The 15,986-nt window shown below is 49.8% G+C and carries 14 protein-coding genes and 3 tRNA genes; 10 read left to right on the forward strand and 7 right to left on the reverse strand.

All coding sequences use genetic code 11. The annotated features are described in order from the left end of the window. Window positions 1–8: 8 nt before the first annotated feature. From H6F91_RS24975 to H6F91_RS24990, 4 genes are all read left to right on the forward strand, one after another. Window positions 9–1,079: an ABC transporter ATP-binding protein gene (locus H6F91_RS24975; RefSeq protein ID WP_190770490.1), complete on the forward strand. Its 1,071-nt coding sequence runs from the start codon at window positions 9–11 to the stop codon at window positions 1,077–1,079. A gap of 40 nt (window positions 1,080–1,119) precedes the next feature. After that, entirely contained in the window at window positions 1,120–2,376 is a 1,257-nt protein-coding gene (locus H6F91_RS24980) for an ABC transporter substrate-binding protein (protein WP_190770491.1), read from the forward strand. A gap of 55 nt (window positions 2,377–2,431) precedes the next feature. Next, window positions 2,432–3,265 (forward strand): radical SAM protein, encoded by an 834-nt coding sequence (locus H6F91_RS24985; protein ID WP_190789532.1) that lies wholly within the window; start codon window positions 2,432–2,434, stop codon window positions 3,263–3,265. Between the two features lie 288 nt (window positions 3,266–3,553). Then, window positions 3,554–5,455, forward strand: coding sequence for a GAF domain-containing protein (locus tag H6F91_RS24990; protein ID WP_190789533.1), 1,902 nt, complete (start codon window positions 3,554–3,556; stop codon window positions 5,453–5,455). 347 nt (window positions 5,456–5,802) lie between these two features. Here the strand turns inward: H6F91_RS24990 and H6F91_RS24995 are convergent, their stop codons facing one another. After that, window positions 5,803–6,399 (reverse strand): class II aldolase/adducin family protein, encoded by a 597-nt coding sequence (locus H6F91_RS24995; RefSeq protein ID WP_347280083.1) that lies wholly within the window; start codon window positions 6,397–6,399, stop codon window positions 5,803–5,805. Window positions 6,400–6,679: 280 nt separating this feature from the next. On the opposite strand from H6F91_RS24995, the gene H6F91_RS25000 reads away from it, so the two are divergent. Both H6F91_RS25000 and H6F91_RS25005 read left to right on the forward strand, forming a co-directional pair. Continuing rightward, window positions 6,680–7,402, forward strand: coding sequence for a hypothetical protein (locus H6F91_RS25000; RefSeq protein ID WP_199308044.1), 723 nt, complete (start codon window positions 6,680–6,682; stop codon window positions 7,400–7,402). Window positions 7,403–7,758: 356 nt separating this feature from the next. Further along, window positions 7,759–8,340: a cytochrome b/b6 domain-containing protein gene (locus H6F91_RS25005; RefSeq protein WP_190770494.1), complete on the forward strand. Its 582-nt coding sequence runs from the start codon at window positions 7,759–7,761 to the stop codon at window positions 8,338–8,340. Between the two features lie 1,022 nt (window positions 8,341–9,362). Here H6F91_RS25005 and H6F91_RS25015 read toward each other — a convergent pair. From H6F91_RS25015 to H6F91_RS25035, 5 genes are all read right to left on the reverse strand, one after another. Further along, complete coding sequence (locus H6F91_RS25015; protein WP_242035974.1) at window positions 9,363–9,842, reverse strand: hypothetical protein; 480 nt, start codon at window positions 9,840–9,842, stop codon at window positions 9,363–9,365. A gap of 313 nt (window positions 9,843–10,155) precedes the next feature. Next, on the reverse strand, window positions 10,156–10,398 hold the full coding sequence (locus H6F91_RS25020; RefSeq protein WP_190770502.1) for a hypothetical protein: 243 nt from the start codon (window positions 10,396–10,398) through the stop codon (window positions 10,156–10,158). A gap of 306 nt (window positions 10,399–10,704) precedes the next feature. Continuing rightward, window positions 10,705–11,787, reverse strand: a complete 1,083-nt coding sequence (gene leuB, locus H6F91_RS25025; protein ID WP_190770497.1) for a 3-isopropylmalate dehydrogenase — start codon at window positions 11,785–11,787, stop codon at window positions 10,705–10,707. 368 nt (window positions 11,788–12,155) lie between these two features. After that, window positions 12,156–12,458, reverse strand: coding sequence for a hypothetical protein (locus H6F91_RS25030; RefSeq protein ID WP_190770498.1), 303 nt, complete (start codon window positions 12,456–12,458; stop codon window positions 12,156–12,158). A gap of 103 nt (window positions 12,459–12,561) precedes the next feature. Continuing rightward, entirely contained in the window at window positions 12,562–13,155 is a 594-nt protein-coding gene (locus tag H6F91_RS25035) for a metal-binding protein (RefSeq protein ID WP_190770499.1), read from the reverse strand. A gap of 262 nt (window positions 13,156–13,417) precedes the next feature. Between H6F91_RS25035 and H6F91_RS25040 the strand changes: the two genes are divergently transcribed. The 3 genes from H6F91_RS25040 (at window position 13,418) to H6F91_RS25050 (ending at window position 14,084) form a co-directional block, all read left to right on the forward strand. After that, a tRNA-Val gene (locus H6F91_RS25040) sits at window positions 13,418–13,490 on the forward strand. 313 nt (window positions 13,491–13,803) lie between these two features. Beyond that, window positions 13,804–13,876, forward strand: a tRNA-Val gene (locus H6F91_RS25045). Between the two features lie 135 nt (window positions 13,877–14,011). Continuing rightward, window positions 14,012–14,084 (forward strand) — tRNA-Val (locus H6F91_RS25050). Window positions 14,085–14,444: 360 nt separating this feature from the next. On the opposite strand, the gene H6F91_RS25055 is transcribed toward H6F91_RS25050, so the two are convergent. Further along, window positions 14,445–14,753 (reverse strand): hypothetical protein, encoded by a 309-nt coding sequence (locus tag H6F91_RS25055; protein WP_190773412.1) that lies wholly within the window; start codon window positions 14,751–14,753, stop codon window positions 14,445–14,447. 157 nt (window positions 14,754–14,910) lie between these two features. Between H6F91_RS25055 and H6F91_RS25060 the strand changes: the two genes are divergently transcribed. Then, complete coding sequence (locus H6F91_RS25060) at window positions 14,911–15,816, forward strand: LysR family transcriptional regulator (RefSeq protein WP_242035976.1); 906 nt, start codon at window positions 14,911–14,913, stop codon at window positions 15,814–15,816. The last annotated feature ends 170 nt before the right edge of the window (window positions 15,817–15,986 follow it).

The raw sequence follows: 15,986 nt of genomic DNA on the forward strand, positions 1-15,986 counted from the left end.
CGAGAAGAATGAGTCATCTAGTTCTGCAAAATCTGACGAAGTACTTTCATACGATTGCTGCCGTGCGCGATCTCTGGTTAGAGGTTCGCTCGGGGGAAGTTCTGTCGTTATTGGGGCCATCGGGGTGTGGCAAATCCACCACCTTGCAAATGGTGGCGGGGGTGTTGCGGCCAGACTCTGGCGTCATTCAGTTGGATGGCAAGACGCTCAATGCCATTCCCCCGGAAAAGCGTGACGTGGCGCTGGTGCTGCAACGGGGCCTGCTGTTTCCTCACCTGACCGTTGGGGAAAACGTGGCGTTTGGTTTGAAAATGCGGGGGATAGGCCGAGCTGAGCGCGATGCACAGGCGGCGGAGATGTTGCGACAGGTGCAGTTGGAGGGATTTGGCGATCGCAAATCCTCCGAGCTTTCTGGTGGGCAGGCTCAGCGGGTTGCCCTAGCTCGTTCCCTGGTCATCGCCCCTAAACTCCTGTTGTTGGACGAACCCCTGTCAGCCCTGGATGCAAACCTGCGCGAGGAAATGCAGGATCTAATCCTGCGCTTGCAGGCTCAAACTGGGGTGACTATGCTGGTCGTAACACATGATCAGGCGGAAGCGGTGGTACTTTCGGATCGCATTGCCCTGATGTTTGAGGGCCGTTTGCGCCAGGTGGCTACCCCAGAGCAACTCTATCGCCAACCCTGCGATGAGAGTACAGCTCGGTTTATGGGGGGGGTTAACTTCTTCCCGGCCCAGGCCTACGGCCATCGATGGCAACTGGCCACTGGGGAAACCCTCAGTAGCGCCACGGCCCAGGAAGGGACCGTTCACGTCACGATCCGACCCGAACAGGTGCGTGTGTTGAACCACCCGTCCTCCGGAACCAATACCTTCGCTGCAAAAATTATGGGCCAACGGTTTACTGGGACGCAGCGGCGGCTTACGCTGTCTCTGGCGTCGGAACTCGTAATACAGGCTTGGGTGAACCCGGTGCACGAGTGGGCGATCGCTCAGCAAGTCTGGGTTCACCTTCCTCCCGAAGCCCTCTGGAGTTTCCCGACAGCAGAGCCTGCCGGTACGCCCTTACATGTGTCCTGACCTACCCGTTTTTGACGAATACCCTTCGATTTTCTTTCGTATGACTCTCTATCTACCTCGTCGTCGTTTTTTAACCCTTTCCGCGGGTGCCTGTCTCGCCACGCTGGTTACGAACTGTGCTTCCAATGGCTCGTCTCAATCTCAGGAGTCAGCCTTCGACCCTAAGACGGCTACCTGGGACGAGATTGTCGCCGCTGCCAGGGGAACTACGGTCAACTGGGCCATGTGGGGAGGCAGTGACAACATCAACAAGTTTGCCGATGATTGGGTCGGGTCGAAATTGCAGAGTGAGTACAGTGTCACCCTGAACCGGGTTCCTCTGAATGACACGGTGGAGGCGGTGAACAAGGTTGTCAGCGAGGTGCAGGCGGGCCTCAAATCAGGTGGCAGTATTGACCTGATCTGGATCAATGGCGAAAACTTTCGCACGATGAAGCAGGGCAACTTGCTCTACGGTCCCTTCACGGATAAACTGCCTGCGATGCAGCATTATGACCTGAGCAATCCTGCTGTTCTGTCTGATTTTGGTCTACCTATCGACGGTTACGAAGCGCCCTACACGGGGTCTTATTATGTAATGGCTGTGAATGGCGATCGCGTCCCCCAGCCCCCGCAAAACTTTCAGGAATTGTTAGCCTGGGCTCAGGCCAATCCCGGCCGTTTTGCCTATGTCGCTCCACCCGCTTTTGATGGCAGCCGCTTCCTTCTAACGGCGCTTTATGGCACCACGGGCGGCTATGACCAGTATGCCGGGGCCGAATTTCAGGAAACCCTCTGGAATGAAAAATCACCCCAGCTCGTGGAATATCTGAAACAACTGGAACCCCACCTCTGGCGTAAAGGTGAAACCTACCCACCTACAGCGAATCGCTTAACTGAATTATTTGCCAACGGTGAAATCTGGATGATGCCTATCTTTGTCTCTAGCGTGGCAGAAGGGCTGGCCACGGGGCAACTCCCTCCAAGTACTCGCGCCTTCACGATGCCCGGCATTTCCCTCAATGACCCTTCGTTTACGGCCATTCCAGTTAATGCAAACAATCCGGCCGGAGCCATGATTCTTGCCAATATTCTCGCTAGCCCAGAGGGACAACTGCAAAAATTTAAGCCCGATGTCTGGGGTGACCCGCCATTACTAGATGTCAGCAAAATCTCTCCAGAATTGCAGAAGCAATTTACGGCTACGGAAACCAGTTATGGTATGCCGCTCAAAACCCTAACACAAGACACAGTTCCGGTTGTCAATGCTGAATACACAACCCGTTTGGAACAGATTTGGGAGCAAGAGATCGCCTGACATCTTTCGGCATAAATGGATACCAGTTCCCCCTACTCTAAAGCCCCATTGATCTATGATTTTTAAGGAACGTCCTCCTCGTGATAAAGGCGAAATCCATGAAAACCGCCTGGTGGAGTTACACCTCTATCCTGGCAATCAGTGCAACCGTGACTGTTCATTTTGCACGGTGTTCGGCAGCCCCAAAGGATGGTTAGTGGAATACACCACAGAACACCTGGATGCTGCCTTGCGTACTGTGATGACGAATGCGTTGGGTGCCATCAAGTTTTATGGTGGTGAACCCACGCTGAATCATGAAAATGTCTTATGGGCGATCGCCTATCTCCGTCAGCATGGATACTCTGGAGTGGTCGTGATCTATTCCAATGGTATTCAAGCAGAACGCTTATTACAAATTCTTGAATTCGATCCGCTGCACAAAACTACAGCCTCTCTCAACTATTCCATTACCACGGGAGATGGGGCTCCTCAAATGCCCCGCAAGTCTCTGGAGTTGTTGGAGCAGTATGAGCGGGAACATGAGGGGGCGATCGCGATTGGTCACCCTGATGTGGTTGATTCGGGGCGGGGTGTTGATCCGTTTACAGGAGAGGCCGAGCGAGCGAAAGAAAGCGCTCGCTGTCCCCATTGCTATCCTGTGCTGACCACCGAAGGTAAGTTTCATGCCTGTCCTTTTGCGATCGAAAACCCATCTCCTCACTTTCAACTCGGTACAGTAGAGAGTGATGCGGAAACGATCGCCCACAACTTTCGCGCTTTCTTTGACTGGCTTGACACAGTTCACCAACCCTACGCCGAAGGTCATAACCTCCCGGCTTGCACGGTCTGCTGGAAGCATTTAGCCGAACTGCCTCTGCCCGAGTTCCAGAAGGATCCTGTTGCCTGAGTGGCTTAAAATTGCTCTAAAGCTTGTGCATAACGCAGTGACGAATCGTTAGGCCAGGTTGCAGTGCGTAATGCTATATGGATGTTATAACAAGTAAAGTTAAATGCTTAAGATAAAAAGTGGCGCGGCGCTTTGCACCGCGCCACTTTTTATCTTAATTTAACCCGACATGATATTAGTGAGGAGATGTAAATAAGCCTAACGCTAAGTAAAGATACGCAGCACAAAAAGACGGGCACCTTAAACTAGGATCACAACCCTCTTTGCGATCCGAGTAAGGTCAATTTTATGCAGTTCTCCGCATTGGGCCTGAATCAGGATGATGACCAAAACCAAGAGGAACTTCGAGCTGAGCTTGCGAAACTGCGCCGCCAGGTTAGCCGTCTTAAAAGCTTAAAGACTGCCCACCCGCCGACAAAAGAACAGTGGGAGCGATCGCTTCTCGACATTCAGAATCAAGTTCTAGAGCTAATTGCTACTGCAGCCCCCCTGCCCCAAATCCTATCCCTTCTAGCTCAGGAGGTTGAAGAACTCTCCGACCTGGGCCTATGTTCGATTTTGTTATTAGCCCCTGATGGGCAAATCCTGTTTTTAGGTGCTGCTCCGAGCTTTCCCGAGCACTACCAGCAGGTATTGCGGAATGGTATTCCTGTCGGTGAAGGGGAAGGCTCGTGTGGGTCAGCGGTTTTTCGTCGTCAGTCTGTGATTACGCTTGATGTGCAGACAGATGCGGCCTGGAATCAATACCGTGAATTGGCCCTACAGTATGGCTACCGCTCCTACTGGTCAAACCCCATTTTTTCTAGCCATGGTGATGTATTGGGTTCTTTGGGCATAGCCTGTGCTAAAACCTGTCGTCCCACCTCCCAAGATCTTCGGCTGATTCAACTGTCTACCTACTTGGCTGGAATTGCTATCGAGCGGCAGCAGTCTGATAGAGCCCTGAAAGCGAGTGAGGAGAAGCTGCGCTTACTTAATGCCGACTTGGAAAATCAGGTACGTCAGCGAACGGCAGCTTTGGAGCGATCGCTCATCCATGAAGCCTTGCTCAAGCGCATCACAGATCGAGTTCGCGATAGCCTCGACGAAAATCACATTTTGCAATCAGCTGTTCTGGAACTGGGTACGGTTCTGGCTACATTAGCCTGTGAAGCTGGAATCTATAGCCCTGATCAAGCAAGCCGAACTGTTTGTTACGAGTACTCAATTCTGCCATCCCGCTTAGGACGGGTGGAAGAGGTTCTGGCGTTTCCTGAAGGAAGTGTTTGCATGGTGGAACGGACGCCCAGCGGGGGAGCCGTATTCGCCTGTCCAATTCGCGACCAGCAGGATGTATTGGGTGACTTATGGTTGTTTAAGCCGGTAAGTTCTGGCTTTGATGAGTTAGAAATTCGACTGATTCAGCAGGTGGCTAGCCAGTGTGCGATCGCCCTTCGCCAGGCCCGTCTCTACCAGGCGATCCAGGCCCAGGTCGCGACTCTAGCCGAACTGAATTACCTCAAAGACGACTTCCTTAACACCGTCTCCCACGAACTTCGCACCCCCATCTCCAATATGAAGATGGCTATCCATCTGCTCAAGGTAGCCCCAACACCGGCACGGCAGCAACAATACCTCGAAATTCTACAAAACGAATGTGAGCGGGAAGCCAACCTGATCAATGACCTACTTGATCTGCAACGGTTGGATGCAACGACCGATAACTTACCCCTGGACGATGAAGTAGATCTGATAGCCTGGCTATCTGTCATTACCGAAGCTTTTGAAGGTCGAATTCAATCGCGCCAGCAATGCTTTAGCTTATACCTGCCTGAAAGCCTACCAACCTTACGAACTCACCAAAACAGCCTGGAACGTATTCTGACTGAACTGTTAAATAATGCCTGTAAATATACTCCCGCTTTCGGTCAGATTGAACTCTATGTGTTTCCTTTAATTGAACATCCTGCCAGGATCGGAATTACTATCCGTAATCAAGCCAGCATTCCCACAGATGATTTATCGCGTATTTTTGAAAAGTTTTATCGCATTCCTCAAAGCGACCACTGGAAGCAGGGCGGTACGGGATTGGGCCTCTCCCTTGTGCAGAAATTGGTATATCGCTTACGAGGTAGCATTCAAGTAAGCAGTGATCAGGGCTGGACAGAGTTTCAAATTCAATTAACATTTGGAACAAACCTCGAAAGTTAATTCGTGTACATAATACATACCAATCGACTTTCCAGATTTGGTCAATGAGTCGTGTTCTAGAACGGGCTTTAAACAGGCCCTATTTTATAGCGCTGTGCGGGTTGATTAAGTACGGTGGTGTGGGGCACTTCGTGCCCCACACCACCGTTGCTGTACTCAACGCACTTGCACATTGCTATAGGGGTTGTTTTTTCATGCGCTTCGTGTGAAAAAACAATCCTTCCAGCAAGCTTTACAGCGCTTTTCAAGCGCTTAAAATCTGGTTGTTTTTGTGAGAGCCGTGCAGAGCGCGACTCTCACAAAAACAACCGTGGCTGATTCAAGCGCAAAGCGCTGTAAAATGCGCTTTAGTTTGGAAGAAGACGGTGAAGGCGATCGCCCACTTCCGCCAAGGTTTCCCCAAAGGCGATAATGCCATCCTCATGCCCAGCCATGATCAGGATTTTCTGTTGAGGCAAATCACTGGCTTCCATAAGTCGCCACATTTCATGCGCCATCTCCGGTGTACCGTAGGGAACGGTCGCGTCTGTAGTGGGTAAAACATACTGGTAAGTACGCCAGAGCGCTGAATGATGGATGTGAATAATAGCCTGAATTTCAGGGGAATACTCGTACAGTGCGGCGTGGGTTAGAGACTCCGACGAGGCTTTCACGGGGCCAATGCAGTGGAGAGAATTTTGCTCAATATCCCAGTTATCAACAACGGTGTAATGACTGGAGGAGGTGTGGGCTAAATGTCCTGTTTGAGTACCCGATATGACAAAAGACGTTTCAGTTTGCTTCTGGCTAATGTTGCCGTAACCAATGCCATTGGGATATGTGCCAATGAAATCGAGAGTGAACATGCGATCGCGCCACTCAATCAGGGTTGCCAGTTCCTCGGCTCCCATTGGTGGCCCCTGTTCCCAGTTACAAACAAACTTAATAACCCCCTCATCCAGCACAGTTGTTGTCCTTCATTCGCAAAAAGTTCGCAGAGTTTGGTAGATGAAAACCACAAAATTAACCTAATTTAAGCAGGTATTAGCAGTTGTCTCCAAAATTGATTAGTCCGGCTCTAATTTCAGAGACTAATTTACCCGATGCCTACATCATGCTGTGCTGTTCGCTTTGCTAGTTGCACAGCATTCTGCGCCTCACGTTCAGTTATGCCTGCCTATCTAATAACTCATCCCCATTGATAGAGGTTAAGCATTTCTCTTATTTGGAAGCTTAGGAATGAAGATGAGTTTCTCCAAGACTATGGGTAGACGGGCTGTACTTTGGGTGATTTGGATTGGGTTTGTTGCTTACACATTATGGTTGGCCCCGTTAGATCGGCCTTACACATGGTATGTGGCACGTAAACTCCTAACCTTGCAATGGGGTGACCTCAATGCATATTTGCCTGCCATCTTCAGTTTGATGGGAGTGTGGCCCATGATTTATGCCTGTCTCATGTTTGCCGATGGGCGAATGCAGGGGTTTCGGAGCTGGCCATACTTTTTAGGATCCAACTTCACCGGGGTGATCTGTTTATTGCCGTACTTGTTGTTTCGGAAGCGAAATCAAGAGTTTCAGGGTGAAAAAGATCAATGGTTGAGACTCTTAGAACGAAAGTCTACCGCGATCGCCTTATTAATTTCAACGATTCTGATCATTGCCTATGCGCTCATTTTGGGTGATTGGAATGATTACGTAGAACAGTTTCAAACTCGTAATTTTGTTCATCTAATCTCCTTAGACTTCTGCCTGATGTGTTTGGTTTTTCCCATCACGTCATTGCTGGATGATGATATGGCACGACGGGGGATTAGAAGTTCAGTAGCTTTTTGGGCGATCGCCCTGGTTCCCCTATTTGGGCCGCTTGTGTACCTATGCTTGCGTCCAAAGTTACTCGACAATTCGGTGCAGGGTCATCCTGCTCAAACAGCATCCAACTTTGTTCCTTATCCTGTGCCAAACTAAACCCTCAATCTTGTATTTGGGATACTCTTCTAAGCATTGGGTCGATTTTTCACGCCTAGTACAGTACGGCTTAAGTTTGCCCATGTTTTAAGGTGGAGGTGCGAAGCACTCTCACCTTAAAACATGGATTGATTGCTGCTGCTTAGTCCTGGTTGCCTCTTTTATAGACAGGATTTACGCATTCTTGTTGTGTATAGTGTACTTCGCACGCCACACATAACAAGAATGCGTAAGTCCTATAGAGTTTGATTTGCCGATCATAGAAAAAACTCTATGTGAAATTCACGGCGAATTCATACCCATTGGAGATAGTAGAAGGTGATGAACGGCCTGAAGCATATTCCAGGAGGTTTCTGATGAGTTCTGAGGCAGCACCCCAGGTACCCGTACCCAAAGGACGAATTAATGCAGCCTTCAAACAATTACGGCTCATGCATTGGGTGATGGCAGCCTGTTATGTCGTTGTGTTTATAGTCGGTGTCCTGATGGCTCATGCACCCATTGACCCCGTTAGGGCTAATTTCTACACCTTCCATCGCTCAATGGGGGCATTGACTATAGCTTTACTGACGGCACGCATCTTTTTCCTACAGCAGGTATGGTGGCGTAAGTTTATCCGCCAACGTCCCAAAATGACAGGTGCATGGTTACGTGGCGTGCTGTTACACACAGCTCTCTATGTGTTTATGATAATTGTTCCTTTATCAGGCTTTTTTCTATCCAATTCTTTCCGCAGTGGTGTCGTTTCCTTTTTTTGGCTTGTGACATTACCAGATTTATTCCCACAAAATGCGGAAGTCGTTGGTTTAGCGCGTAGTCTCCACTTCTGGTTAGTCTATACGTTCTTTGCTTTTGTACTCGTGCATCTTTTGGAACAGCGAAAGTTTGTGCAGTCACAATGGCGAAGATTCACAAAAGCCTCGCGCAAAGCGGTTTAACGACCGCATGAATTTTACAGTCCTATTCCAGACAATACTCTGGACAGTTTTTCTGAAACCTTTGATTTTGCGTGCGCTTCGCGCACGCAAAATCAAAGGTTTCAGAAAAACTGTCCAAACTAATGCCAGAGAACTGGCTTACAAAGGCTGATTTCTCACGCCCGAAGGGTACGGAAAATCAACCTTTGCAATCATTTCTCAAATCATTTCTTACAGCGCTTTTCAAGCGCTTAAAATCTGGTTTTTGTGAGAGCCTTGCTCCGCGAGGTTCTCACAAAAACAACCATGGCTAATTCAAGCGCAAAGCGCTGTAAGCGAGACACACCGTACCTAACAAAAATGTATAAGTCCTAACACCTTTTTATCAGCTCTTAGCCTCTGGACGATTTTGGTACTGCCGTCCTTTGTGACTCAACATCTGCCAGAAATTGAGCCCGTTCTAAAAGCTCAAGATCTTCAATTAAATCCTTGCTGGTGTGGAACGTAAATCGACGTTTACCTCCAACCCTATTCCATGTCTGCTGAAGTTGTATATCTGGATAATTTCCTTGGTTGAGCTGAGCCAGAGCAGGCTTCCAACGCTGCTCTAGATGATGTACCTCTCCTATATAAAGGCGATATGAGCCAATAGTAACAACGGCAAAGATTCCAGATTGCATAGGCCAAGGGAAGGTGGGGGTCAGTTAGAACAGACATCAAACTTTTCTTTTCTTTTTCCAGATAGAGCAATAATCCTTTTCAGTAACTTTTTAACGATTAGTTGCAAGAAAGTGAATTTCTAGAGGTTTGAATCTTGCCCCTTTCTAAAATCAGAACTCCGAAGGGTAATTTTGCTTAGACTATAGCAAAATTACCCTTCGGAGTTCCAATGCAAGTTTTGAGTAGGCTGAAGCCACGGTAATTGGCTCCTTCCAAATGGTTTTTAAGAATCACAAATAAAGCAACCTGTCATTCTTTCTATGGGAATGGTGGCTTTACCACCATTCCCATAGAAAGAATGACAGGTTGCCAGATGCACGACCCTAAGCCCAAACTGTTAAGACATATACAAAATAAGCCAAGTAACAAACGCCAATCAGCCCGATAGCAATTTTTCCAGGTAATGAACTGTACAAATTGAACAAGATGACGCAGCCAACTATCACAAACACAATTTCCAAGGCTGAGACAAGATGCCCGTAATGTCGGGGATCCCAATAGGAAACTGGGCTCTGAAATCGCCAGTTTGAAAAGGGGAGGAAATGGCGATGGGCATCATCATGGTGCAACGGCAAGTCTCCAGCCATGTGCAACATCATGCTGCCAAACAGTAATGTTCCAAACTGCGAACCGGCCCATAGTGCCAGAACCAACCCTAATAGAATCAGCGGAATTGAGTTGAAAAAATCAATGAAATTTTGCCAATGGGGCTGATAGTAGGCCTGTCTCCAGATGATTGCTTCTGGAGTTTTATACAAGACTTTTTCCACGAAGTAGAACACAAACATTGGCGCGTCGGGCAAGATAGCTCCTATGATTACCGGGGTTAACGTCAGAGCCTGATCTTGTCTTCCCAGGAATAAGAGGCTTGCTACAACATGAGCAGGTGTGTTCATGGGCTTGCTTTTTGAGTCAGGTTCAATATGTCCATTAAAAATGGAAGATAAACATTGTTTGTTGTGAAACCCTCCTTATGAAATGACGGGGAGAAAGTTACACCACCAACGTAGGACGGCTACGACGATCCCCATATACAGAACCCCAGATTTCGCCGCTACAAACTAACGGTAAAATCCGGGGTTTGTTAAAAGAGCCAATTTCAAAGCCTTACACGGCTTAGAAAAGGTCAGATTCAATCTGATTCAAAGGGATGAAGCATTCTTGGGGAAGAAGCACAGGCTTCGTGCCAAAAATGAGCTTGCCGCGATGGGTGTAGCGATCGATCGCCATCCCAATAGGCCGACGCACCTCTTCAGGATGCACTTCATAAAAAGTTCGGTAAATGTTACGGGCAGAATGCAAAAGGGCGGGATCCAGAAGCGCCGAAAAACTCATCGACTCATGATGAGTCGAGTCCATCGGTAGGCCAGTGCTGGGTTGATTCTGTGTGTATTGTGAGGTGTACACCAACGCTTTCTCCAATTGCGATCGCCAATAGTCTATCAACGTACTTCCGAGCTACCCAACGGACTTACCCCGCCAAGTTGCCTAATAGCATAGCGAAAAAGCCAGGGAACGAACCAAATTTATCAGGAGTCTCGATAAATTGATAAAGCAGAGCAGGGGAATAAGGGGGCAGGGGAGCGAATGAGTAGGGGGAGCAAGGAAATCATGACCCAACCAGCGCCCCATCCACTCGCCCACCTATACACTCTACCCTTTGCCTTAGCTCAGCGCCTTCAACAACGCATCACCCATGGCCTGACAACCCACCAGAGTCATCCCCTCTGAGTAGATGTCACCTGTGCGGTAACCCTGATCCAGAACTTTTTGAACCGCTTGTTCTAAACGATTGGCGGCTTCGGGTTCGCTGAGGCCGTAGCGTAGCATCATAGCTGCACTGAGCACTTGCGCAAGGGGATTGGCCTTATCCTGGCCTGCGATGTCGGGGGCGGAACCATGAACAGGCTCGAATACACCAGGGCCGCTGGCACCCAGGCTAGCGGAAGGCAGCATCCCAATACTCCCGGTTAGCATCGCTGCCGCATCGGAAAGGATGTCGCCGAACAGGTTGCCCGTTACGATGGTGTCAAACTGCTTGGGGTTACGCAGCAATTGCATTGCCGCGTTGTCCACGTACATATGGCTCAATTCCACATCGGGGTACTCGGAAGCCAGGAGGGTGATGCGATCGCGCCACAACTGCGACACCTCAAGCACATTAGACTTATCTACCGAGCACAGCCGTTTGCTGCGCTTTTGGGCGGCTTCAAAGGCGACTCGGCCAATCCGGTCAATTTCGGCCTCGGTGTAAACCATGGTATTGACACCACGTTTGGCTCCGTTCTCATCGGTAAAGATCCCGCGTGGCTGTCCGAAGTAAATTCCTCCTGTGAGTTCGCGCACGACCATGATGTCGACCCCTTCCACTACCTCACGCTTGAGGCTGGAAGCATCGATTAACTGGGGCAGAATCGTGGCTGGCCGCAAGTTGGCGAAGGCACCCAAACCAGCTCGCAGACCCAGCAATCCCCGTTCCGGGCGTTGCGCGTTGGGCAGTGTATCCCACTTGTAGCCACCGATCGCCGCTAACAGTACCGCATCGCTATCCTTACAGATCGCCAGGGTTTCATCAGGCAAGGGGTTACCTGTCGCGTCGATGGCGGCTCCACCAATTAGGGCTTCTTTGAAATCAAACTGAATCCCCAATTGCTGGCCCACCTCCTTCAATACGGTCACGGTGACCGCCAAAATCTCAGGGCCGATGCCGTCGCCAGGAAGGAGAGTGATGCGATATTGCTTGGTCATGATGAATAAGGAAACAGAACTGCGGTTAAAGCTAAGGTTATGAACTCAGTCAATTGTGGGGTGGGTGCCCTCACCCGCCCGGACAGGCAAAATGCCCATCCCACAAGAATTGCAGTTGAATAATGCACGCTCCTGCGCAAGCTAGCATTGTATAACGCTAGAGGCGCACTTCTAAGGTGCAATCGTCTTGGGCAGCCAATTCTCATTGTGAGCTTCAAATCCGAGAGTCGTGCCCTATGGGCACGACTCTCGGATTTGAAGCCGGAAAACTGCTCGCCTCAGGCGAGCAGTTTTCCGGTTGGATTCCAAAATGAGAATTGCTGGATTTAGGGGGAGAGAATAGCTTTGCTACTCTCTCCTCCTAACCTTTACTCAATGGTAAGAAATTCCACTGTGGGGATTAGCGGATCTTTCACCACCCCAATGCCTCGATAGCCCCACCGCTTGAGTAATGCCCCCAACTGGCTCCCTGGAATTGTTTCAACGGAGAAGCGATCGCTCGCCTCCGCTGCATGGGTGTTTAAGTAACTCAGGGCGTCTGCATACTCCCCAAATAACAGTAAAAACTGGATAGGAGCCGTATCAGGATCGGCATCTGCCGTACGAGCGCGGGCAACGAGGTACTGGCCATCCTGACGGGAGCGGAGGAGGTGGTGAGTTTGGGAGTACATAGGGGGTGGATAAGTGGATGGGTAGGAAGTACGAGGGCAAGAGAGGATGGTAGAGGTCTTGAGTTCTTTTTGTTCTTTGTTGTCTGTCTTGTGCTCTCTGCCTTTATGGGCGACGGCTACGGGGTGTGGGCGATCGCTTTCGACTACTTTTTCGGCGGGTTTTCTTCTGCTTGGGAAGAACGGCTTTCCATCCTTCAGTTTTGTAGCGACGACGGGTGGTGGTGGCCCAGTCGGCAAGGATATGGCTGAGGGCTCCGAGCTCGATCCCTATGACCAGGGTGAACCAATGGGTGCGGTATTGGGAGAGCGATCGCCCCATTCCTCCAAAAATATCGCCCCAGCTCCAGCCCAGTTGCCCGATCTGGTTCACCATCGCTAGCCCCAAAAATGTGAAGAAGCCCAACAACACCAGCAAGTAGAGAATGCGCAGGGCTGTGCCAGTGATGGGGGAATGGGAAAGGGGCGATCGGTGGGAGAGGCTCCCCTGATACGGAATCCAGATCCAGCGAAACCATCCCCATCGCTTGAACTGGACAGAGTGAATATCCAGGTCAGGCCCAAACATAAGCCCCCCAAATAGATAACCGCCTGCCATCAGCAGAGTAGAGGTACTGCTGGCGGTGGCAAGCAGGGTTCCTATCCCAACCAGGGGAAGTGTCCAGAGAGTGATGCGATCGTGGGTGTGGCCGGAGGGCATGGGGCAGCCCAGTAGAACATTCGTATTTTTAGAATCCTAGCAGGGAGTGAGAATGGGGGAAAGGCAGGAGGCAGACGGCAGACGGCAGAAGCAGGTAATGGGCGAAGGTGAATACGAATGAATCATGAAGTTCGCGTCCGTCGGTTGCGAACTCTCTCAGGTTTAAAGCTCGAGATGAGAATTGCTGGCTTTTCTCAAAAAACTTGCATCTCCCGTAAAGTCTGCTACATTAATAAATCGTGCTCCAGATGAAGTGGAACGCGGGCGGTTAGCTCAGTTGGTAGAGCGCCTGCCTTACAAGCAGGATGTCACTGGTTCGAGTCCAGTACTGCCCATTTTTTAATAACAAGCGAACTGCACCGCTATAGCGGTGCAGTTTCTTTCTGGGTTCCAACCACAATTTTCACAATGAGCTTTATTCCAAAATGAGAATTGCTGTCAGCAATTCTCAGTATGGGCATCAAAGCCAAGAGTTCACGCCCTACGGGCGTGAACTCTTGGCTTTGATGCCCGAAAACCGCGCGCCGAAGGCGCGCGGTTTTCGGGCCTAATTTCAAAATGAGAATTGCTGAATTGCTGTATTTTTTGTTTGCAGTGTTGCGATCATCTGCTACATTAATAAATCGTGCTCCGGATGAAGCGGAACGCGGGCGGTTAGCTCAGTTGGTAGAGCGCCTGCCTTACAAGCAGGATGTCACTGGTTCGAGTCCAGTACTGCCCATTCATTTCATAAAACATAAATTGCACCGCTACTGCGGTGCAATTTATGTTTCAACCTTTTTTTGGCATTTTTTGCACATAAAAGTCGCGATTATCTGCTACATTAGTAAATCGTGCTCCGGATAAAGCGGAACGCGGGCGGTTAGCTCAGTTGGTAGAGCGCCTGCCTTACAAGCAGGATGTCACTGGTTCGAGTCCAGTACTGCCCATTTGTTAGCACCTTAATGGGTTGGCATCATTAAACACAAAACCTGAAACGCTTTAACATCCGTGAAGCGGATACCGCAGCATTTCAGGTTTTGTGTTTAATCGAATTGAGTGGCTTAGATAAAAGTCCTAATTAACGAAAACAAAAAAACTCGTGATCACGTGCATCCACGTAATTGGTTAGCAATGATTCCAATCCCGGTCGATGTGAATTTGGGTAGAATCTTCCATTCTTATCATCGGGATTTCAACATAAATGATGTGTCAGCTAGAGGCTCTGTCTCTTCTAATGAGGCAGAGCCTCGCGATCGCATCTAACCCGAAGTAGCCAACCGGAAGCTATTTCCAATTGAATGATTGGCTTATCGGCAGACTTCCAGGCAAGATTTTGCGCCAGGTTGTCGCTGTTGCAGCTCAACCCACTGACGTACTTCACTTTCCGAGGCATTGTGGATAGCTCGACCTGTGCGAGTGTCGTAGCCATGCCACACGGCCTCGCCGGAGCGATCGCGCGTCAACCAAACTTGCAACGCAGTGTCATCCTCTCTCAAACTCATCACCATGCGGCGCCAAAGATGCTGAATCTTTTCGCGGATTGGGTGATGCTGTAACGGCTTGGAAGCCGCAAGGAAACCTGCCCTGTCTCTAGGGCTTTGTGTCGTAAATCTCATACGGTTGGTTCTATTTTTTGTGTATAGGTCTACTGTATAAACGGCTCAGAATGAAATCAAAATACTCTACCTATCGCCTCCATCGGTTTTACCGATGGATCGGAAGGCTGTTTATGGGAAGGGTTTTCTCCCTCACCCTGCTGTTTCTGGTGCCATCATGAAACGCAAATCGCGTACCTCCATGACCCTATCCCAATTGCAGACGTTGCTGGCTGTTGCAGAGCGCAGTAGCTTCAGCGATGCTGCGTTGCAGTTGGGCCTTTCGCAATCGTCGGTCAGTGGGGCGATCGCGATGCTCGAAGAGCAATTGGGGGTGGTGCTGTTCTCCCGGGGGCGCTACGGGGCCCATCTGACGCCCATTGGTGAACGGATGGTGGCCTATGCCCAGCAGATTGTGAAACTTCAGGAAGATATGTTTACCGAAGCCCGCCTTTCCAATAGTCTGCGGGGCGGTGACCTGCGCATTACGTCCTTTCGCAGTGTAACGACGCATATTTTGTCAAATGTATTGGCCCGCTTTCGTCAGCAGTTTCCCAATGTAGCGATTCGCATTTCTGACAACTGGAATAACCAGGTGATTGAAGAGGATTTACGCCGAGGTCGTGCAGATGTTGGCTTTATTGACAGCCCTCTCGGTGATGAGTTCGAAAAGTGGAAAGTGTTCGAGGATGAATATGTCGTGCTGATTCCGATGCCGTTCCAGCACCCAGGAGTAACATTAACTTGGGAGCAGTTGAGTCGTTATCCATTGATCATGTTTGCGGAAGGGGATATGCACGATGAGGAGGTATACGCCCACTGCGAGGCCCACGGCGTAACGCTCAATGTTGACTACTATGTCAACGCAGACTCCAGCATTGTTAGCATGATGGCGCAGGGTTTGGGGGTGACGATTATGCCCCGCCTTGCAGCGGAACCCATTCCAGAGAATGTACAGGTTTACAGTCTTCCTGTACCGCTCTATCGCGAGATCTGGATGGCGGTACTGGCCAGTGCGCTTTTATCACCGCCAGTTTTTGCGTTTCTAGATATGGTTAAAGCGCAGGGAATGTTCAAGAAGTAAGCCTCTTCCGTTTCAAGCAAGCATCCTCCCATGCGGAGTTGGTTCACCGTCTCGTTGGTTCGCTGGGATGTACAGTATTTAACCTCAGTTCGGGATAAGCTGCAGTGCTCATTTTGGCGTGCGCAAAGCGCACGCCAAAATGAGCGTTTTCGAGTGCCGCGCAACGCGCG

Origin of the sequence: Leptolyngbya sp. FACHB-8 (assembly GCF_014695575.1) — a bacterium.
In the GTDB taxonomy this organism is placed as follows: Bacteria; Cyanobacteriota; Cyanobacteriia; order Elainellales; family Elainellaceae; genus Vacuolonema.